This window comes from Embleya sp. NPDC001921 (assembly GCF_053594475.1).
On the sequence record NZ_JBSFEO010000070.1, the window covers coordinates 1 to 19163 of the forward strand.

The 19163-nt window shown below is 70.1% G+C and carries 20 protein-coding genes and 2 pseudogenes; 14 read left to right on the forward strand and 8 right to left on the reverse strand.

All coding sequences use genetic code 11. The features are described from left to right. Positions 1-405 precede the first annotated feature (405 nt). The 3 genes from ACWCPW_RS46885 to ACWCPW_RS46895 all read right to left on the reverse strand — a co-directional run bounded on the left by ACWCPW_RS46885 (position 406) and on the right by ACWCPW_RS46895 (position 2913). A complete protein-coding gene (locus tag ACWCPW_RS46885; RefSeq protein ID WP_449767761.1) occupies positions 406-951 on the reverse strand; it encodes a carboxymuconolactone decarboxylase family protein in 546 nt (181 codons plus the stop codon). Between the two features lie 482 nt (positions 952-1433). Next, positions 1434-2111, reverse strand: a complete 678-nt coding sequence (locus ACWCPW_RS46890) for an RNA polymerase subunit sigma-70 (protein WP_449767762.1) — start codon at positions 2109-2111, stop codon at positions 1434-1436. A gap of 640 nt (positions 2112-2751) precedes the next feature. After that, a complete protein-coding gene (locus ACWCPW_RS46895) occupies positions 2752-2913 on the reverse strand; it encodes a hypothetical protein (RefSeq protein WP_449767763.1) in 162 nt (53 codons plus the stop codon). A 639-nt stretch (positions 2914-3552) separates the two neighbouring features. Between ACWCPW_RS46895 and ACWCPW_RS46900 the strand changes: the two genes are divergently transcribed. The 12 genes and pseudogenes from ACWCPW_RS46900 to ACWCPW_RS46955 all read left to right on the forward strand — a co-directional run bounded on the left by ACWCPW_RS46900 (position 3553) and on the right by ACWCPW_RS46955 (position 12847). After that, positions 3553-3942: a PRC-barrel domain-containing protein gene (locus ACWCPW_RS46900; RefSeq protein ID WP_449767764.1), complete on the forward strand. Its 390-nt coding sequence runs from the start codon at positions 3553-3555 to the stop codon at positions 3940-3942. 191 nt (positions 3943-4133) lie between these two features. After that, positions 4134-4313, forward strand: a complete 180-nt coding sequence (locus ACWCPW_RS46905; RefSeq protein ID WP_449767765.1) for a YegP family protein — start codon at positions 4134-4136, stop codon at positions 4311-4313. Between the two features lie 158 nt (positions 4314-4471). Beyond that, a complete protein-coding gene (locus tag ACWCPW_RS46910) occupies positions 4472-4867 on the forward strand; it encodes an ATP-binding protein (protein WP_449767766.1) in 396 nt (131 codons plus the stop codon). Between the two features lie 37 nt (positions 4868-4904). Beyond that, positions 4905-5336 (forward strand): STAS domain-containing protein, encoded by a 432-nt coding sequence (locus ACWCPW_RS46915; RefSeq protein WP_449767767.1) that lies wholly within the window; start codon positions 4905-4907, stop codon positions 5334-5336. A 200-nt stretch (positions 5337-5536) separates the two neighbouring features. Beyond that, positions 5537-5716 (forward strand): hypothetical protein, encoded by a 180-nt coding sequence (locus ACWCPW_RS46920; protein ID WP_449767768.1) that lies wholly within the window; start codon positions 5537-5539, stop codon positions 5714-5716. Positions 5717-5808: 92 nt separating this feature from the next. Further along, positions 5809-6093 (forward strand): sigma-70 family RNA polymerase sigma factor, encoded by a 285-nt coding sequence (locus ACWCPW_RS46925; RefSeq protein ID WP_449767769.1) that lies wholly within the window; start codon positions 5809-5811, stop codon positions 6091-6093. Beyond that, a complete protein-coding gene (locus ACWCPW_RS46930; protein ID WP_449767770.1) occupies positions 6090-6470 on the forward strand; it encodes a hypothetical protein in 381 nt (126 codons plus the stop codon). Before ACWCPW_RS46925 ends, ACWCPW_RS46930 begins: the two co-directional genes overlap by 4 nt. A gap of 429 nt (positions 6471-6899) precedes the next feature. Further along, positions 6900-7241: a hypothetical protein gene (locus ACWCPW_RS46935; protein ID WP_449767771.1), complete on the forward strand. Its 342-nt coding sequence runs from the start codon at positions 6900-6902 to the stop codon at positions 7239-7241. Positions 7242-7943: 702 nt separating this feature from the next. Next, positions 7944-9101, forward strand: a complete 1158-nt coding sequence (locus ACWCPW_RS46940; protein ID WP_449767772.1) for a methyltransferase domain-containing protein — start codon at positions 7944-7946, stop codon at positions 9099-9101. A 207-nt stretch (positions 9102-9308) separates the two neighbouring features. Continuing rightward, entirely contained in the window at positions 9309-9803 is a 495-nt protein-coding gene (locus ACWCPW_RS46945) for an N-acetyltransferase (protein ID WP_449767773.1), read from the forward strand. Positions 9804-10140: 337 nt separating this feature from the next. Next, positions 10141-10563, forward strand: a pseudogene (locus tag ACWCPW_RS46950) (transposase); the annotation flags it as partial. A 715-nt stretch (positions 10564-11278) separates the two neighbouring features. Next, positions 11279-12847, forward strand: coding sequence for a right-handed parallel beta-helix repeat-containing protein (locus tag ACWCPW_RS46955; RefSeq protein WP_449767774.1), 1569 nt, complete (start codon positions 11279-11281; stop codon positions 12845-12847). Here ACWCPW_RS46955 and ACWCPW_RS46960 read toward each other — a convergent pair. The 3 genes from ACWCPW_RS46960 to ACWCPW_RS46970 form a co-directional block, all read right to left on the reverse strand. Further along, positions 12822-13316 carry a hypothetical protein gene (locus ACWCPW_RS46960; RefSeq protein WP_449767775.1) on the reverse strand — a complete coding sequence of 165 codons (495 nt, stop codon included), beginning with the start codon at positions 13314-13316 and terminating at the stop codon, positions 12822-12824. The genes ACWCPW_RS46955 and ACWCPW_RS46960 overlap by 26 nt on opposite strands. Before the next feature lie 474 nt (positions 13317-13790). Further along, positions 13791-13994, reverse strand: a complete 204-nt coding sequence (locus ACWCPW_RS46965) for a hypothetical protein (RefSeq protein WP_449767776.1) — start codon at positions 13992-13994, stop codon at positions 13791-13793. Beyond that, positions 13978-15888, reverse strand: coding sequence for a hypothetical protein (locus ACWCPW_RS46970; protein ID WP_449767777.1), 1911 nt, complete (start codon positions 15886-15888; stop codon positions 13978-13980). The genes ACWCPW_RS46965 and ACWCPW_RS46970 overlap by 17 nt, the downstream gene beginning before the upstream one ends. 689 nt (positions 15889-16577) lie before the next feature. On the opposite strand from ACWCPW_RS46970, the pseudogene ACWCPW_RS46975 reads away from it, so the two are divergent. After that, positions 16578-17466, forward strand: a pseudogene (locus ACWCPW_RS46975) (IS5 family transposase). A gap of 36 nt (positions 17467-17502) precedes the next feature. Here the strand turns inward: ACWCPW_RS46975 and ACWCPW_RS46980 are convergent. Together ACWCPW_RS46980 and ACWCPW_RS46985 are read right to left on the reverse strand one after the other, a co-directional pair. Beyond that, positions 17503-18354 carry an NAD(P)H-binding protein gene (locus ACWCPW_RS46980; RefSeq protein ID WP_449767778.1) on the reverse strand — a complete coding sequence of 284 codons (852 nt, stop codon included), beginning with the start codon at positions 18352-18354 and terminating at the stop codon, positions 17503-17505. A 44-nt stretch (positions 18355-18398) separates the two neighbouring features. Further along, complete coding sequence (locus tag ACWCPW_RS46985) at positions 18399-18767, reverse strand: hypothetical protein (RefSeq protein WP_449767779.1); 369 nt, start codon at positions 18765-18767, stop codon at positions 18399-18401. Here ACWCPW_RS46985 and ACWCPW_RS46990 point away from each other — a divergent pair. Beyond that, on the forward strand, positions 18732-19103 hold the full coding sequence (locus tag ACWCPW_RS46990) for a hypothetical protein (protein ID WP_449767780.1): 372 nt from the start codon (positions 18732-18734) through the stop codon (positions 19101-19103). The genes ACWCPW_RS46985 and ACWCPW_RS46990 overlap by 36 nt on opposite strands. The last annotated feature ends 60 nt before the right edge of the window (positions 19104-19163 follow it).

Below are 19163 nucleotides of genomic sequence, written 5' to 3' on the forward strand. Positions count from 1 at the left end.
TGTCCCGGACCAGTTCGGTGGCCTCCTTGGCGAGCGCGCTGTCGGGGATGTCGACGTCGGCGATGCGATCGGACATGAGGGCGGTCCTTTCCGAGGTGGTGCCGGGCGGGGACGCACTGCGGACCGGCCGGGCACGAAGATGGTCGGCGGGTGCCCGAAGGACGGCACACATGCGTCCATGGCCGCCCGTACCTTGGTTGCGGTGGTTGCGGTGGTTGCGGTGGTTGCGGTGGTTGCGGTGGTTGTGGTGGTTGCGGTGGTGAACGGTGGAAGCGGGGGATGGGCATTGGGCACGCGTGGTGCTCCTCGGCGGCCCGCACCAGGTCCCCGTGGGGCTTGGTGGTTGCGGGCCGGGCGCATCCGGTGCGCCCCACGCTGTACGCGGGCCGCACCGGATGCGGATGGTCAGCGGTCGTGGTGGCGGACGACGGGCCAGTCGATGTCGGTGCCGGCGGCCCTGTTGAAGTAGTTGGTGAATACGTTGAGTGCGACATGGCCCAGGACCTCGGCGACCTCGGCGTCGTTCAGGCCGGCCTCGCGGGCGGTCTCGAGGTCGGCGTCGTCGATGCCGCCGCGGGTGCGCACGATGGCGGCCGCGAGTGCCAGGACGGCGGCGGTCTTCGGGGCGTCCGAGGCGCCTCGGCGGGCGTTCTCGGTGTCCCGCGCCGACAGGCCGGCGAGGTTGGTGCCGATGTAGGTGTGTGCGGAGAGGCAGTAGTCGCAGCCGTTCTCCTCGGCGACCAGTAGCGCGATCTGCTCGCGGACCGGCGCGGCCAGGACGCCGCCGGCGAGCGCGCCGGAGAAGTCGAGGTACGCCTTGAGCACGACTGGGCTGTTGACCATCGCCTTGGTCATGTTCGGAGTGACGCCGAGGGCCTTCTGCACGCCGGCGAGTAGGTCGGCGGCGGCGCCGGTGGCGGTGTCGGGCTGGATCAGGGGCAGACGGGACACGGTTGTGCCTTTCGGATGGTGTGCGCTGCTGCTCGGTCGAGTTGCCGGGAGGTGCGTGGCGCGCGCGTTGGCCGAGGGGCCGACGGGGGCGCGCCACGCGACATCCATTTAATGTTTGCAATTGCTATTGAGCATTAGATATTCGAGGTGATTCCGACTCCGGCGAATTTGAAGGCGCATGGTCTGGCCGGGCGGGTTCCCCGAGCTTCGGCTCATGATCGAACCTACGTGCGTCCCCGGCGGCATACGAGAGACCAGGCACGCCGGCGAGAGGACCCGACGCGCCACCGCCCGCAAGACCGCTGCGGCAGGTCGGATCAGGTCGCGCTCTCGGGGTATCCGCAGTTCGTCACCGCCGGCCTCGCCTGTGGTCTCACCCTGGGCGATGTGACGTGGATCGACGGGTGCGGTGTTGTGCCGGCGGTAGACGGCGCGGCCCAGGGCTCGGAAGTCGCGGCAGCCGGTACGGGTCGTGATCGAACTCAGGGGCGGGTCGCCGTCACAGAGCAGATCCGTGACGAACTATGCGCGTACGGCGTCGACTTCCCCGCGCAAGGTGATGCCCTGCTCGCCGAGCCGGCGTTGCCGGGTATGGGGGCCGACGGCCATCCATTTGCGCGACCACAGCCGGCGAAAGCGCGGGATCGTGCACGGTGGTGCGAAGGATGGTACGGAATGTGCATGTCCAGTCGGGCACCCGCCCAGACGACGACGGTGAAAACCTCGTGTTCGGAACGCCGAAGGCGCGCCGACGCGCGGTACGTGGCGGCCAACTCCTGGGCGTCGGCAGACCGTTCGACCACCTCGTCCGCGAGGTCCGGAGCGGGCTTGCAGGCGGGGATCCGGGCCAGGCCCGCCTGATGGCGGCGGGCGGCGCGGGCGCAGTTGCGCAGGATGTCGACGGCGATCCCGAACAGCCGTGGGCGCGGGCTTCCACCTTCGGGGGTGACCTTGGCGCGCAGCCGCCAGGCCTCCGGGAAGGTGAGCGAGACGATGTCGTCGGCGAGGGAGGGATCGCCCGTGATAGGGGTGGCGTGCCGGTGGATGACCCTGGCCTGGGTGTCGAACAGCGCGGCCTCGACACACGGCCGGACCCGCACCGAACGCTGGTCGAGTTCGAGGAGGAATACGCCGCCGCCCTCGTCGAGGCCCGTGACCACGGCGACCTGCAACCCCTCGCACGCATGCTCGGTCCCTGACAGAACGAACTGTGCATGCGCCGCAGCCCCTCTGGGCGCAGACGCAGGCCGCGATCGAGCGACTCGACGCCGGCCTCCCGGCCGAATCCGTACCCGCGATCCCACCCGACACGCAGTAGGAGCGACGGCCATGGCCTACCGGGTCACCTCCCCGTCCCAACCACATCCGTGTGGGCGTCGCGGATGATGACCACGCCGTTTTCGTCGACGGCGTTCGGCGTGTTGTCGAAGACGCCCGTCGTCCTGGTGCCGTCCAAGACCGTGTGCCGGCCCGTCGACCCGGGCGAAGTGGCGGACCGGCCAGTCGAGTTGGCCCAGGGTGCGCCGGCCGGGCGGGTCGCGGACACGGGCGGGCCGCGCGTCTACGAGGCGACGGACCCGGCGCGCTCCTGGGCTGACGGCCGTCGGCCGGCGCCGCCGGATCCTGCCCGTGCGCGTCCCGGGCAAGGCGGGCGCCGGGTTCCGCGCCGGGACCGGTCACGCCGGAGAACGCGGTGGGCGTCCGGACCCGGGAGGACTACCTCGCCGCGAAGCCGTCCTGCTGAGGGCGGCGCGATTCGAGCGCGTTCGCGGATCTCCGATACCCGGGCGATGTCGCAACTCAGGCATCGAAGTGGGTGGGCGCGACCACCGTGTCCGCGCCGTGCAGGCGCCCGAGTTGGACGATCATCCACGCCGACGCGGCCCAGGGCGCCGCGGCGGCCGGGATGGCGAGGAGGATGTCCGTACTGCCGTTCGGGTGGCCGAGTACGAGGGGCAGCAACAGCGCGCCGCCCGCGCCGAGTGTGGCAGGTGTCGTCGGCGGGGTGGAAGAGGACCCCCGGTGCGCCGTCCGGCGCGGTGTACTCGAACGTGCCGGTGGCGGCTTGTGCCGATCCGAGCGTGGAAAGGCCGAGGAGTACGGCGCCGGTGAAAGCGCCCAGGGCGGTGGGGACGCGACAGGGCATGGCCACTCCATGTGTTCGATCGTTTGCGAGTGTTCGGCCGCTACCCCGCACGGTGCATGTCCATCGGCGTTGTCGACCACACGGGTGAGGGCGAGCCCACCGCTCCCGAGCGGCCCAGGGCGGTCCTGTGTGTAGGACGGTCACAGACCAGGCTTTCCCGTCCGGACACGTGTCGCCGGTGCCCCCGGACACCTTTGCCGCGACATTGTTCGGGCTGTCCGTGGGCTCGTCGGAGGCCGCCCGGGCCCAACCGCGGTAGGGCACCGCCGATGTCTGCGACCTTTCGCAGGATGATCGTGCCGGTCACCGGGGCCTGTCCCTGTCTGATTGCGGTAGGTGTGGAGCGGGAGCGGCGGGGCAGGCGTGCGCCGAACCATTGCACGGACGACTCCCGGGCGGCGGCTGCTGTCTGCCGCGTGGGGGTCGTCGATAGTCGACATCCGAGGAGGATTTCCGTGAGCACCGGCGACAACGTGTGGGGTCACCGCCCCGAGTCCGGCTACACCGCGGGAACGAGCCTGGCCGGCTACAAGGTCGATGCCACCGACGGTCACATCGGCAAGGTCGACAAGCACAACGACGACGTCGACGCGTCCTACCTGGTGGTCGACACCGGCGTGTGGATCTTCGGCAAGCACGTCCTGCTCCCGGCGGGCACGATCGCGAGCATCGACACCGAGAACAAGGTCGTCCACGTCTCGCGCACCAAGGAGGAGATCAAGAACTCCCCCGAGTTCGACAAGGACAAGCACCTCGACGACCACGACCACCGCGGCCGCACCGGCGACTACTACGGCAACACCGCACCGGGCGCCCCGGGCACCGGCGCCGCCGGTATGCCGTAACCGGTGAAGCGGATCCGGTTTCGACGCCGACCCGCGAGGCTGTCCGCCGCAGGCGGCGCCATCCGGCATGCCGTCCCTGATCGACAGTCGGCGAGGCCGACGTGCTCCGAGTCCGCCCTTACGACCCACGTCCGCGGGTACCGACACCATCGATCCGGTACCCGCACGCATCGAGAGGCCGGCGGAATCCCATGGCAGGCAAGTTCGAGGTGTACACCGACAAGAACGGCAAGTTCAGGTTCCGGCTCAAGGCCGGCAACGGCGAGATCGTTGCCACCGGCGAGTCCTACGAGACCAAGGCCGCCTGCCTCAAGGGCGTCGAATCGGTCAGGACCAACGCGGCCGACGCCAAGGTCGAGTCCCTCGCCTGACCCCCGCCGGGCCCGCCGCCCTCGCGAGCGCGGCGGGCCCGGGTCCGCCCCGTCGGCAGCGCCCCGGCGCGCGCCCGAGTGCGCGTTCTCCACGCGCCGGCCCGCCGGCGTGGATCGGCGGTGCCTTCACCGAAATCACCACGGGTGGGAGCCCGGATATGACCATTCCGCCACGCAACCCGCCCACAGGGGCCCTGAGTTGGACCCTGACGCACAGTGTCGGTGTCCTGGGCCGGGTCCGCGCCGCGGTCCGCGACGCTCTCGGCGCCTGGGGCTGGCCCCCAGAGCGCGCGGACGACGTCGTCCAGATCGTCTCGGAACTGATCGGCAATGTTCTTCGCCACACCCACGGCGAGGCGGAATTGACCCTGAGCCCGACCCCCGACGGAGTCGAGATCGCGGTGGGCGACCACGCCCGCGACCTCCTCGTGCTCCAACGCCCCGCGAACGGCGACGGCGGCTACGGCCTACGCCTGCTCGACATGCTCACCACAACGTGGACCGTCGAACAACACGAGGCGGGCAAGCACGTGCGCGCCCGCATCCGACGGTGAAGCCGCGCGACACGGCCACGCGATCGAGGGCGACGAGGTGGACGACTCCGACGAGCAAGGCGGCGATCCGATGAGCGTGGCCGAACCCGACCCCGTTTCGACCACACACATCCCACGTCCGGGCGTCGCGGTCGTCGACGTTCGCGGCCATCTCGACCACCACACCGCGCCCCGACTGCGCGGCCACGGCTTCGAGCTGATCGACCAAGGGCACCGCCATGTGGTCCTGAACCTGGCCGGCATGCGGTTCTCCGACTCCACCGGCCTGGCCGTCCTGGTCGCCCTCCTCCACCGCGCCCGCGCCCACCGGGGGAGTGTCGTCGTCGCGGCTCCGCCCGAGCGCTTCCGCAAGATGCTGCGCGTGACCGGCCTGTCCCTCGTCGTCGCCGAACACGACGACGTCGACCACGCCTTGGCCGCGATCGAACCCGACGACACCGCGCTCTCCGGGGCGCGCCACAACGCCTAGGACAGGCGCCCACAGTCCGGACGCCTGCCGCGTGTGTCGCCGAGGCGGGCGTCGAAATCCGCTGCCGCCGGCACCCACGGGCCGACCGCAGCGACAAGGTCCAGGTCGGCACGATAGGCCTGATCAAGGCCATCGACCGGTTCGACCCGGCGTTCGGGTACGAGTTCCCGACCTTCGCCATCCCGACGATCTCCGGCGAGATGAAGCGCTTCTTCCGCGACACCTCCTGGGCCGTGCACGTCCCGCGCCGCCTGCAGGAGTTGCGCCTGGAACTGGCCAGGGCCCGCGACGCGTTCACCACCGAACACGACCGCGAACCCACCAGGGCCGAACCCGCCACCCTCACCGGGACCAGCGTCGAGGAGGTGCCGAGGGCCTGACCGCCTCGGCCGGCTACACCGCCGCGTCCCTGGACGCCCCCGCCGGCGACGACGACGGACCCGTCGGCGCGTACAGCGCGCGGGCGTCGTTCGTGGACCCGGGCTTCGACATGGTCGAGAACCTGCACGTCCTCAAACCCGCCATCGCCGCCCTCCCCGAACGCGAACGCGACATCGTGTCCATGCGCTTCGGCCAGGAGATGACCCAGGCCGAGATCGGCGAACGCCTGGGCCTGTCCCAGATGCACATCTCCCGGCTGCTCACCCGCATCCTCGACCTTCACGGCACAGCTCTCCCGAGTCGGGCCACCATGTCGACCGCGCCGTGTACGGCCCCGGGCTGCGTGCCGGCGGATCTCCCGACCGGCCCGCGGTGAGCGACGCGTTGCACGTCGTGCCGGCCGAGAGCGCCATGGTCGCTGCGGGGAGCGGGAACGCCATGGCCTCCAGGCTCATCCTCCGCGCGCACGCCCAACCGGGCTGGTTCCCGTACGCCCCGGCCTGTGCCCTGGTCGAGGCCGACCGGATCCGCCCCGGCACCGCCGAGCACATCGCCGCGCTGCCCGGCGTCGGCGTCCTCGAACTGGGCCTGTCCGCCGCACTGGCGATCGCCCCCGACGACACCTGGGGCGCGGCACACGCCCGCCACGCGGCCCGGCCCACCCCCGAACGCCCCGACGGCGCGTTCGTGGCCACCACCATCCCCGACCGATGGGCCGGACAAGCAGTACGCGTCCTCGACCTCAGTCTCTGACCCCCTCGGCCCCGGCGACACCCGCCGTGGCGAGTTGGGGGATACAGGGTTCCGATCCGCGGTGCGGCGCCGTTCGAGAGCGTTGCTCCCGGGCGGAAGCACCATGTGATGGTGGATGCTTCACCCCTCCCGCCACCGGCCGCCCCACCCACCCGCCGCTGCGCCGTGGGTGGGCGTCAGTTCTCCGGCCTGCATTTCCGGTGGTCGTGCAGCCGGGCGCGCGTCCCGAGCACCATGTGGGCACCTCACCGGCCCGCTCCGGCGCGGCGTCACATGTCCGGTGATGCCTCTTCGGGACATGTCCCGAACATGTTCCGAACAGGCCAGGGTCTGTTCCCGGCGCTCCCGGGCTTGCCAACCTGAGCGACGCCAGCGGGTCGGCCCGACCACAGGGCCGGACCCATTCGCGCCGAACCGGATGGAGAGAACATGAAAGCCTGTCGAAGGATTCTCGCCGGCACGCTCGCCGGAGTCGCGACCACGGTCGCGGTCGCCTTCGTGGCTCCAATGGCGCAAGCCGAGCCGCAAAGCACCGCGGCGACGACTCGGGTCCAACAGACCGACGGCCAGGTCGGGACCCTTGGCTTCGGCGAATGCGCGGACGTCCTCAGCGCAGCCGGCTACACCGTGAACTATGCGAGGGCGGCCGCCTGTTCCGTGGGAACGGTCGGCACCGTGAGCGCGATCGCCGCGTGCGGTGTCGCACTCACAGCCACGTTCGTGAACCCGTTCGTCGCCGGAGCGGCCTGCGCCGCAGCAGCCCTTCCGTAGTCCACGGCTGACCATTTCGGGGCATTGTCCTCGGTGCGGTCGAGGTGAGCCGACGTCGAAGTGTGGGAGAGTTCCCGGCCGGCCCGGAAGAGAGTGGATCCGTGTCGGCGGGAGCTCTCCCCGCCATCTCCGAACCAGCGGAGCCCGGGGGCGGTGGGCACGGGGATATCCTCCGGTAGGTGCGAGGGGTGTGCGGGTCGGCCGATAGGCAGGCGGCGGGCCCTGGTTGCGTCACGTCGTGACCCGGGGCTTGCGTGCGGGGCGGGGCCCGCGCGCTGCGTCACGCCGGTGCGCCGTCGACGCTTCCCGCGCGCCACGTGGCAGACCTGGAACTCCTGCTCCGCACGCCGTAGCACGCCGGTGTGGGGCCGGACTTCACTTCCCCGCAAGCGTGTCGGCCGGCTTCGGGCGCGGAGCGCAGCCGCCGGCCAAGTGGTGGTTCGTCGACTTCGTGGGGCCGTGCGGCGGGAAGTGGCTCGCGCGGATCTCGCCGTTTCGTTGCCGTGTGCGCCCGGCTGCTCCTACGCTCCGATGTGTAGTGTCTCGGATACTGGAGGTGACGTGGTGCCTGGAGATCACGGTGGTGATCCCGCTCCGATCCTTGAGCCGCCGACGAACCCGCGCCCGAATCCGTCCCCGACGCCGAGCCCGGACGGGGATCGCCCGCCGGGTCCGGGTCGTCGCCGCAAGGACGACTGACCGGTGGAACCGGCCTCGATCGCGGACCTGTTGGTGTCGATGGACCGCATGCCGGCGGGCTGGGAGCGGGCGTTTCGCGACGTCGACCGCGCGCACTTCGCCCCGGACCGGGTGTGGCCGTTCACCTACGACGGCCAACAGCACGCCGTGGACCGCGCGCTGGACCCCGTCGCGTGGGAGGAGGCGGTGCGGGGCAACACCGCGTTGGTGACCCAGTGGGACGACGGCCGGCACGTCGGGCCCGCGCCGGGCCTGGTGGCGTCGTCGTCGGCGTCGATGCCCTCGGCCGTCGCCGACATGCTCCTGGACCTGGACGTCCACGGCGGGGAGCGCGTCCTGGACATCGGCACCGGGACCGGCTACACCGCCGCCCTCCTGGCCGCCCGCGGCTGCGCGGTCACCACCGTCGAGGTCGACGAACACCTCGCCGAACAGGCCCGCAAGAACCTCGCCCGCGCCGGATACCCGGACGTCACCGTGATTACCGGCGACGGCGCCCACGGCCACCCCGCCGGGGCCCCCTACGAGCGGATTCACGTTACCGCCGGAGTCCGCCGCATCCCCGCGGCCTGGCTCGAACAGGCCCGGCCGGGCGCGATTCTCCTCCTGCCGTGGGGCACCGACTACAGCCCCCACGACGCGGCACTGCGCCTGGTCGTGGAAGGACCGGGCCGGGCGAGTGGGCCGTTCACGATGGCGTTGTCGTTCATGAAGCTGCGCGCGCAGCGCGCCGCGCCGGTCGCGATCGATGTACCCGAGGGGTGGCCGGACGTGGCGCGTGCCGGCGGCACCGAGCTGTCGTTGGCGGATGTGGTCGGTGGTCCCTACGATCCGGTCGCCTTCGTGATCGGTCTGCGGGTTCCCGGGTGCGTGCCCGTGCTCGTTCCCGGCGAACGGGCCGGTGACGGCACGCTGTGGTTGACGGGTGGCGGCGCGGTTGCCTCGGTGGCCGCGGCGGGCTTTGCCCGGGGTCGTCGTCCGAACGTCCTTCAAGCGGGGCCGCGTTCGCTGTGGGACGAGGTCGAGGACGCCTACCGGTGGTGGGATCGGGTGGGCCGCCCGGAGGTGTTCGACTTCGGCCTGACCGTGACCGCCGACGCGGGAGAGGTCCACCAGGTCCCCTGGTACGCGAGCCCGGATCACGAGATCCCCGGCATATGAGGAATGTTTTCCCGCGAGCTGTGGGGTGAGGAATCACGCGCTGGGTGAAGCTCTCCGGGCCGGTGTGCTGTGCGGATCGCCGGCTGTTGTGCCGGTGGGGGTTGTCGAGCTGCAACCCGCAGTTCCGGCCGGTTTTCCTGCCCGATTTTCCTTGGCTTGGGATGTAACCGGGTGCGGGGCGGCGGCCCGCCGGCTAGGCTCCGGCCCATGACCTGGCTGCCTGCTGATTTTGTCCATCCGGTCCGTGTGGCACTGCCCGGCCACCACCACCTGCGCCCGATCAGCGGCGCCGACACCGAGCTCGACTACCCGGCCGTGATGGGCTCGCGGGAACGCCTGTGGTCCATCTACGGCGAGGCCTGGGGTTGGCCGGTGGCCACGATGACGTTCGAGCAGGACCGGGAGGACCTGGAGCGGCACGCGGACGAGATCGCGGCCCACAAGTCGTTCAACTACGCGCTGTTCGACGACGCGGGCACGGCCCTGCTCGGCTGCGTCTACATCGACCCGCCGGAGAAGACCGGCGCCGACGCCGAGATCTCCTGGTGGGTGGTGGACGACCGGGTCGGCACCGAACTCGAACAGGCACTGGACGCGCTCGTCCCGCAGTGGATCGCACAGGCATGGCCCTTCGAACGCCCGCGGTACGTCGGACGCGACCTCTCCTGGCAGGACTGGCTGGCCCTTCCCGATCTCGCCTGACCCGGCGGCCCCGGACGCCGCAGAAGCCGCCGCGGACCCGCGCGGCCGACTCCCGGGCCTCCGACTCCTCGAACAACGACCCCATCGGTTGTCAGGGCCGGTTGTTTCTCCCGCCGCTGCGCCGTACCCGACCCTGCCGTCTTGGGGTTCACGCGTTCGGGAGCCGGTGGTTGCATCTCCCAGCGTCGTTCTGGTCGTTCGGCCCAGCCCATTGCCGGTCGGGTTCGACGGGTGATGTCGAAGTCGTAGCCGTGGATGCGGTGTTCGTCCCTCTATCGCAGGGCGGCGTCGACCTCGTCCCACAACCTCCTGGGCCCGCCCTGGATGGCCTTGCCACGGCCGGATCGTCCTCGCCGTCGACGTCGGCCCGTGGCTGCGCTCGGACGCTCCCAGCAGTGCGGAACGCCTGTGCTGCCACGTCTACGGGCGGGCGAGGAGCAACTCCGAGTTGATCCCGGGTCGGCCCTACTCGTTCGTCGCCGCGTCGGAATCCGGACGCACCTCCCGACCCGCAATCCCGGACGTCATCCGCGTGGGACCCGCGCACAGCGCGACGGCCGTGACCGCGAACCAACTCCGTTGCGTGGGGGACAGGTTGACGTATGCGGGTCACTTGACTGAAGGCGACCCGGACATCGTCGTCGTCATGGACGCCGGCTACGACGCCGCCCGCCCGGCGCTCGTCCCGGCCGACCTGCCCGTCGAGATCCCGGGCCGAATCCGCCCGGACCGGGTGATGCTCCACCCTCGACTCGGTCGTGGCCGGGCGTCGGTGGAGAAACGGGTCGGTCCTCGGACCGCGACGAAGAACGGGACGGCACCGGCGGGAACGTGCCGTCGGTGGTCCTGACAAAGCCCGTCCGGGAGGTCTTCGACAACCGTCGAGACCCGGTAGAGGTTGACGATCTTCGACCCGGTGGGGCGTAACACGCGGCCCTGGTCGTTCTGTTCCATCAGAAACGGGCCGGGCTTGAACTCGTCGCAGTACGCGCGCAGGAGGTCGAATCCTCGAGGAATGCCCTGGGAAAGTCGACCCGCCTCGAAGGAGAGCCCCGAGTGTGGCTGTGTGGGTCATGCCCCGCTGTCGACGGCCTCGCGTATCGCGTTGACGACGGCTCGGTGGCGCGCTGAAGTCTGTTTCGCCGATGCCGAGTTCGACGACGTGCACGACATGTCGTCACATCGGGAAGCCCGTCCACCCGCACGACGGGAAGGTAACCAACCAGTTCGAGTCGGGCCTCCCGGGTGCTCCGCATTCCTCCCGTCGAGCAGCATTGCCGGACGACCAGCGATGATCACTCGATCATTGATTCTGATCGAACGATCAAATCACAAAATTGTGAACAGAATTCGTTGTTTCGATCAGATGGTCGTCCTAGTGTACGAACGGGCGCCCACTTTCCCCTGTTCTCCTCCCCAACCTCGGGAGTTCCCGTATGTTCGGTTCCTCCGTTCTCAGACGTGCGGTCACAGCCGTGGCGGGTCTGTCCGCGCTGGCTGTCGCGATACCCGTTTCCGCTGCCGCCGCCGAGGTCGATACGGCCTCCGGGCGGGCCTGGTACCTGGACTGTTCGGCCGCGGCGAGCGGTGACGGCAGCCTGACCGGTCCCTGGAACGCGTTGGCGGACGCCAACGCCCGTGTATTCCGGCCCGGTGACCGGCTTCTCCTCAAGCGCGGTGCCACCTGTAACGGCACTCTCAAGCCGCGCGGTTCCGGAACCGCCGGCAACCCGATCACGCTGGCCGGCTACGGCACCTCCACCGCCCGCCCCGTCGTCGCCGGTACCGCCTCCTCCGGCGAGAAAGCCGCCGTCCACCTCTACAACGTCGAGCAGTGGGAGATCCGCGACCTGGAGATCACCTTCCGCGACACCAACACCACCAAGCGGGAACGCAACGGCCTCCTCGTGGAGATCGCGGACCTGGCCGATGGCGTCGGCACCCACTACCTCGCCGACGACGTCTACGTCCACGATGTCCACGGCGACAGCACCAAGTGGTCCAACGGCATCCAGTTCCGCGTCTCGGGCACCACCACCCCCACCCACTTCGACGACCTCGTCGTCCAAAACTCGCGCATCGCCAACGTCGACCGCGAGGGCCTCACCAACCGCACCACCTGGATGTGCCGACCCATCTACGGCAACACCGACGGCTGCGGCGGCGTGAACAACTGGCGTGCGAACACTCGCGTCGTCTTCCGGGGCAACACCATCAGCAACACCGGCGGCGACGGCATCGTTCTGCGCGCCGCCGAGCACGGCCTCGTCGAACGCAACCACGTCCACGACATCGCCATGCGCCCCATGGGTTCCAACGTCGGTATCTGGACGATCAACTCCGACGACAGCGTGATCCAGTTCAATGACGTGCACGGCGTGCGAAAGCTCCCGGACAACGGGGACGGGCAGGCGTTCGACTCCGACTACGGCAACAACCGCGCCGTCTTCCAGTACAACCACAGCCACGACAACGAGGGCGGCTTCATGCTCTTCTGCGGCGGCTGCGGATCAGGCTCGACGACCAACGGCACGGTGGTGCGCTACAACCTCAGCCGCAACGACAGCGGACGGATCTTCGACGTCACCCGGGACAACAACGCCCAGGTGTACAACAACACGGTGTACCTGCCGGCCGGCGCGACCACCGCGGTGGTCTACCAGCGCTCCGCCACCAACAACATGGTGCTGAGGAACAACGTCTTCCACAACCTCGGCAACGGCGGCTACACCGGCCCGAAGTACACACCCGCGAACTTCACCTGGACCGCCAACACATTCCACGGCAACCACCCGGCAAACGAACCAGCCGACCCGCAGAAGTCCACGAAGGACCCCCTCCTTGCCAACCCCGGTGGCATCGACCCCGTCGACTACCGGCTGCGCCCCGGCTCTCCCGCGCGCCGATCCGGCACGCCGATCGCCGACAACGGCGGCCGTGACTACTTCGGGGCCCCAGTTCCGGACAGATGCCGCCCGGACCGGGGCTTCCACCAGTTGAGCCTCGCGCAGGTCTGCCTCACGGCTGATTCCGCCGAAGATTGACCGGCAAGATGCCCGGCTCGATGTCGACCGCGCCGGGCATCTCCCCGTCCTTCGCTGCGCGGCCACGACGCGGATTGCCGCAGTCGGCTCCGCGAGAAGCCGCAGTGCCGCACGAGGCACGCACCTTCAACTCCGGCGGCAGTTCCACATGGTGGATCGGCAACTCCGGGCCGCTCCCGAGCCGGCGCAGCAGCTCGGGAGCGGCCGTGCCCACCGTGCTCTTGGGGGTGCGACCGTGGTGAGTGGAGGAGCCGATAGCGCGGCGAACACGTCGTCGTAGGCGGTCAGCGACACGTCGTCGGAAAGCCGCAGGCCGCGCGCGCAGCAGCGGCGAGAGCATGATCGCGTCCCTGTCGTTGTGCACCAACGCCGCACGTACGCCTTTCGCCGCGGCGTCCGCGACTCGCGAGGCGATCTTCTCCGCGTCCGCACCCGGATGCTTGATGTCGATGACGGGATGCGCGGGCATCCTCCGACCGACGCTGTCGGATCGTCATCCCCAAGTCGGGATTCCTCGGCGCATTCGGCCAGTTGCTCGCCCACGACCGCGGCCGGGTCGACCGGGTCGAGGCGTTCCGGACCCGGATCGCGGAGAGTCGGGGACACCGGGCCCTCGATGAGGTGTTCGCTGCGCCGGTCGGCGGCCGGCAGTTGATTCCCGACCTGGGGAAGGGCCCGGGCGTCGGGTCCTCCAAGCCGATCCGGACCGCGGCGTGTCACCACGAGCGGGGTGCGCAACTCGTGCGAGCCTGTGAGACGAAGCAACGCTGGGAATCGAACGCGGCGTCCGGACGCGTCGGCAGTGCGTCGAACGTGTCCGGCGGCTGCCCAAGTTCGCCTCGGGGCAGGTCAAGGCGATGGGTTCGTGCAGGTGGTTCGCAGAGATCCGCCGGGTCGTGGTCGTCATCTGGTGGACCGGGCGCAGGGCCCGGGCCACCGTCCATCAGTCGACTGCCATCGCCGGCACGACGGTGATCGGCAACGCCGGGAGCGAGCAATCCGGTTGCTTTTGGGACGCGGCCAGACCGGCACCGTCGCCGAGGTCACGCAGCCGCTGCCCGGTGGCCGACTCGGTGGACTTCGCTACCACCTCCCCGCCGCTTTGAGGGAGTGATCCGGGGTGGGGGTGGTCAACGCTCACGCGCATGGTGGTCATTGGACCGATGGTCACCCCGTGTTGTCGAACCCTCTTGTGGTGTGCGGGACTTCGCGCCGACGGGACGGTCGGGTGGTCGTGTGCCGTCGGACTTCCACGCGGAAATCCCCGTCCGTCGGCGTGGGTGCCCGCGCTGCAGCGTCGGCGAGCCTGACCGGTGGCGGACGTCCGCCGGCTCTCGGCGCCTTGCCTTGCCTCGCCGCCCACCCCCGGCCCGCCGGCCGCTTCGCGCGCACCGCGATGGGGCGGGCGCTGGAGGCCGAGGGGGCCCCGCGCGCCGAGGTCGAGGGGCCCCGCGCGCCGAGGTCGAGGCCGCGGTGCGGCTGCTGGACGAGGGCTGTCGCACGGTGACGTCGTCGGCACCCGGAGGCTCAGGGGTGCGGACCCAGAACTCGATCGAGAGCGGCGGAACGGTGAGGGAGAGGGTGGGGCCGGTCAGCGTGCCCAGCGTCCGGCTGTGGGTGGTGGGGCCGTAGCGGTGGCCTTCGAAGGCGGCGGCGGTTTGGGTGTCGATGTTGTAGGTCCAGGGCCGGCCGGCGGACCGGTTGGTGATCGCGAAGATCTGCTTGCCCTGGGGAGTCTTCCAGGCCATGACCCGGTGGTCCGTGTAGGCGCTGCCGTCCTCGTGGACCGGCTCCTCGACGTGGTGGCGCACGGAGTCCCAGGGCATGTACCGGACGAAGCCCGCCACGGCGTTCCAGTTCTCCGGGTTGAAGTCCCAGTGGCCGGCCTTGATGTTCGGGTAGCGGCTGAAGTCGGTGTCGCTCGGGGGGCGCCAGAAGCCGAGCGAGTAGCCCTTCGACTCCGAGTTCGTGGTGGGCTTCAGGGCGTGCAGCCAGAACCAGGTGGGGGCGTTCTGGAAGGTCATCCAGTTCATGATCGAGTGCGCGGTGTTGATGGTGCGGTTGAACGAGCTGGTGGGGTGCAGGTACTCGAACTCGTTGTTGAAGACCGGCCGGCCGAGCGCACCCGAGGTGTAGTCGCCGGTGACCTGCTCGTCGGCGTTGGTGCCGACCCGGTGGTAGGTCCAGGCGTCGACGTAGCGCAGCGCCTGCGCGTCCGCGATGAGCGCCTTTCCGCGGTCGCCGCTCCAGCCGCCGCGGCTGTCGGCGTGGATCATCACGTTCGGGTACTTGGCGCGGATCTTCGGGGCGACGGCCTTGAAGGCCGCGAGGTATTGGGCGGGCTCGTAGAAGCAGGAGGAGTAGCGGGCGGGCGAGTCGGGCTCGTTCTGCAGGCCCCACATGCTGATCGGGATCCCGCGGGCGGCGAGGTAGTCGAGGTCGGCGACCATCGCCTCGCCCAGCGCGTCGAGATTCGCCGGGGCGAAGGAGGCAAGCCCGTAGGCGGTCTTGCCGTCCGCGCTCTTGCCGACCAGGTCGTTGTTGGCCTTCCAGGCGGGGGCCGGGGACCAGTACTCGGCGGCGACACCCTCGATCTTGGCCTCGCGAACCATCTCGGCGAGCAGCGCGGTCTGGCCCTCGTAGCGGTCGACGAGGCGCTTGCGGTCGGCGGTCACCCCCCGGTGGTAGAGGCCCAGGGCAAGCCGGCAGTAGCGAAAGCCCCGGTCGGAGCGGATCTTGAGCATCTGCCGGTAGAAGCGGGTGCGTTCGCTGGGCGTCAGGTCGTAGGGAACGCCGCTGACCAGGTCGGGCATGCCGTTGTTGCCCGAGCCGATCGAGTCCGACTGGATCTCGAAGCCCAGGCCCTTGATGGTCTGGCGGGCCCCGTTGTCGTAACGGATCGTGTAGTCGCCCGAGTCCAGGCCGGCGGCCCGGGCGGTGGGGAGGTTGAGCCAGGTCGCGCCGGCCACGGCGGCGCCGCCGGCGATCGCGCCGCGCAGCACGCCGCGGCGGCTGATCGGGCTCGGTTCAGGTCTGGGCATGTGCTGCTCCGGGTGGGGAGTGGCCGGTGGGGGCGGGGCGTCGCACCGACAGCGGGTAGGGCCTCGGCCGGGTTCGGCGGACGGTCGGCCTCCCGCGCGGCAGCCTCGGTCGCAGCAAGGTATGCGATATACGACTTGCACGCCAGAGGCTGCCGGGACGAATTCCCGCAACCCCGCCGAGCAGACGCAACAACCAAACGCGACGGCCGGCAGAGCCCGAGGAGCAGCCGGCAGACCGCCCCGGAACTCGATGAGGCGGCAAGAGCGAGCACAAAGGTGGTGCTGCCGGAACGTGGGCGCCCACAGCCGTTGAGGGCGGGGCTCGGATCGTGCACGGCCAGGGAGGTGTTCGGCCGTTCGGGCTGTCCGCGCCGCCGGGTCGGTGGGTGACTCCCGCGGAAGTAGGCCTCGGCGGCCCGGCCGAGCAGTGCGCGGCGGCTGCCGGATTCAGCCCAAATAGCCTTTCAGTGGGAATCCAGGCATGGGTTGAGGCGTCAAGTCGCTTGGCTGCCAGTGGTGTTCGGCAGGATTTGCGCCATACATGCATCCTCGCATCCGCGAAGCTCCGGCCTTGGGCGCCTGATTGCTCCGCTCATCGCACCCCGGATTCCGTCTGGCTTGTCGATGTACAGAAACCCCTATCGGCCAAGTACCTTCCGTGGCGCCGCTGTTCGTGTAGGAGCTCGTCCGTGAGCCGGCGGAAGCCGCACCCCGGCGACCTGTCCGACGCCCGATGGGCCCTGATCGAGCCGACGTTGACGGCCTGGAGAAAAGCCCGGCTCGACCGCAGACCCACCGGCCGGCCAGAGTCGACCTCCGCGACGTGTTCAACGCGATTCTCTACGTGAACCGCACCGGAATTTTCTGGAAATACCTCCAGCACGAATTTCCGACCCACGCCACGGTCTACGCCTACTACGCGGCCCGGCGCGACGAGGGAATCTTCGCCCGGCTCAACTACGACCCGACCGCACCGGCCCGCGTGAAGGAGGGCCGCAAGCCCGAACCCACAGGCTCCGTCATCGACACCCAGAGCGTGAAGACCTCCACCAACGTGCCCGTTACCAGCCAAGGAACGGACGCCGCAAAGAAGACATCCGATGCGAGGAACGCGTCAAGCGGCAAGGGAAAGATGGGGTCCTCGTGGGCCGGAAGCGGGGCATCCTCACCGACACGATCGGCCTCGTCCTCGCCGTGACCGTCACCGCCGCGAGCCTCTCCGAAAACGCCCTGGGAATACGCCTCCTCGGCCAGGCCGAGAAGACGTACCCGACCATCGCCAAGAGCTGGGTGGACATCGGCTTCAAGAAAGCCGTCGTCGAGCACGGCGCCCGGCTCGGAATCGACGTCGACGTCGAAGTCGTGGACAGAAAACCCGGAGTCCGTGGCTTTCACGTCCTCAAAAGGCGCTGGGTAGTGGAGCGGAGTATCGGATGGATCATGATGCGCCGATGTCTCGCCCGCGACTACGAGACCCTCACCGCCGGCTCCGAAGCCATGATCCACGTCGCCGCGATCGACAACCTCGCCAAGCGCATCACGGACGAGACCACACCAACCTGGCGAGGAACCTACTAGGGCATAGGGAGTAATTCGCCCACACCAAACGCTCTTTCAGCGGAAGTCCGCCGCGTGGTCCACCGCCCACTCCCGGAAGGATCGGGCCGGGGTACCCGTGATGCGCTCCACCTCGTCGTTGACCGGTTCCGGGTGGTCGAGCATCTCCAACTGGGCCGGCAACACGGCCTCCACCAGCTCCGCCGGCCAGCCCGCGGCCCTCATCTGCGCGCCGGCCTCGTCCAGGGTGATCTCCTCGAACCGCACCGGCCGCCCGATCGCCTCGCCGATCAGCGCCACCTGGCGTTCCTGGGTGACCGGTTCGGGGCCGGTGATCAGCGGGCGGGCGCCGAGCAGGGCGTCGGTCGTCAGCGCCCGAGCGGCGACCGCGGCAATGTCCGCCTCGTGGATCAGCGGACGGGCCAACCGCGCCAGCGGCGCCCGTACCGCACCGGTGGTGCGGACCTCCTCCGCCCAGCCCAGCGTGTTGCTCGCGAACCCGGTGGGCCGCAGCGCCGTCCACTCCAGGCCCGATGCCTCGATCAGCCGCTCCAGCTCGGTGTGGAACATGGTGATCGCCTCGCCCGGCTTCTCCTCCTCGCTCCCGACGCCGGCGGACGACAGGTACACCACCCGTCGGGCGTGCTTTCCGATCGCGTCGATCACATCCGATGCGCCCTCGGCGCTCATGAAGGGCCACACCAGGAAGACCGCGTCGACGCCCCGCAGGGCCGTGTCCAGCGACGCGGGATCACCGAGATCGCCGCGTACCGCCCGCACACCTTCCGGGAAGTCCGCCTCCCCTCTCACCAACGCCCGCACGGGCACGCCCGCCGCGTGCAGTCGGGACACCAGCGCGCCGCCGACCTTTCCGGTCGCGCCGGTCACCAGGATCTCGGGCCGTGTCATCGGAATCTCCTCGTCTCGCCGTTCGATGACATGACTCTCACACCTCAAGGGAGGTTGAGGTCAAGCGGCATCCTCGCCATCGACCCGGAGGACGAGGGTTCGAGGGAGCGGACCGGCGGCCCGACGCGCCATTCGTTCCAGAGCTGTTCAGCAACGGTGTCCGCGTCGACGACACCTTCGCCGCGTGGCTCACCGCCCACCGCGTGCGCGTCCTGCCGGTCTCCCTCCACGGCCAGGCCGCCACCCACAACGCCCTCGCCCTCAACCCCGCCGGCTAAACCCAGGCCATCGGCGGCATCCGCGCCGGCGTCGCCGCGGGAATGACCGTGATGGCCGAGGCCCTGGTCTCCGCCGACAACCTCCCCGAGATGCCCGCCATGGTCGACGCTCTGCGCGAACTCGGCGTCGTCCACGTCTCGTTCATGCCCTACGCGGCGACCGGCCCCAACGACCCGTGCCGCCCCGTCGCCGCGAGCTCCGTCGCCGACGTGATCAACCACTGCCGCGAACGCACGTCCGGGACCGTCGACTTCCGCGTGCCGTGCGAGCCCCGCCACTGCCTCACCGACACCCCCACCGCCATCACCGCGCCTGTGGACGAGGCGTTCGACGACCACTCGCCGCCGGAGTGGGATTTCCCGGTGGATGGGCCGCAGGGCCACTCCCGGTTCGGTCGTCGGTGCCGAATCGACCGGGTACGCCTCCATGAGCACGGCCGCCGCGGCTCCCGGGCGTTCGACGGGCGTTGACGTCCGTCGGCGGCCGCCCCGCCCAGGCACCTCGGTCCGTCCGACCGGGCTGGGCAGGGC